This window comes from Bacteroides sp. AF39-16AC (genome assembly GCF_003602735.1).
Taxonomy (GTDB): Bacteria; Bacteroidota; Bacteroidia; order Bacteroidales; family Bacteroidaceae; genus Bacteroides; species Bacteroides uniformis.
The window spans coordinates 1-565 of the sequence record NZ_QTLN01000008.1 but is presented as its reverse complement, the minus strand read 5'-3'; the positions used below and the strand labels follow the sequence as shown (position 1 = coordinate 565).

The 565-nt window shown below is 40.4% G+C and carries 1 protein-coding gene; it reads right to left on the bottom strand.

Annotated elements, in window-relative coordinates:
* Positions 1-182 precede the first annotated feature (182 nt).
* Positions 183-494, bottom strand: a complete 312-nt coding sequence (locus tag DW039_RS08695; protein ID WP_207810777.1) for a hypothetical protein — start codon at positions 492-494, stop codon at positions 183-185.
* Between the last annotated feature and the right edge of the window lie 71 nt (positions 495-565).

Genomic DNA, 565 nt, shown 5'->3' with positions numbered 1-565 from the left:
GGGGGGGGGGGGGGGGGGGGGGGGTAATTCAGTATACGACTGAATGGCATTCAGTATAAGACTGAATAGGGTTCAGTATAAGACCGAGGTTATATTAGTAGCAAAACAGAATTGAGAACAGAGGAAATCACCGACTTTTTGTCCTAATAAATCAACACAAATTGGCTATATTCCTAAAATAATCATATAAAAATATCGGCATTACTTCCGAGGTTATTCTCTATGGTTTCTTCCATAGGAAACTGTTGCTTGTCTATGCAAAAAGAACCATTCTTCCGTTCAAAAACCCAATTATCGTCCACCCGAAGCGAGTCGGACACTAATATACCACCGGTATTTTTAGAATAGGCATAGACAACTATCCCGTTCTCAAACCTAAATGTATATTCGAACTCGACTACTCCCTCTTTCTTTCCGGCATAAATAAAATTCACATAATAATCTATCTTCTTCCATTTGGGCGACAAATGGTTCTCAATATCGAATAAGGCCAAACTGAAGTTTGTTTTACCCGTAAGCACTCAATTTAGGGCATCCCCCTTCGAAAGGGCACTTTTCAGTGCCC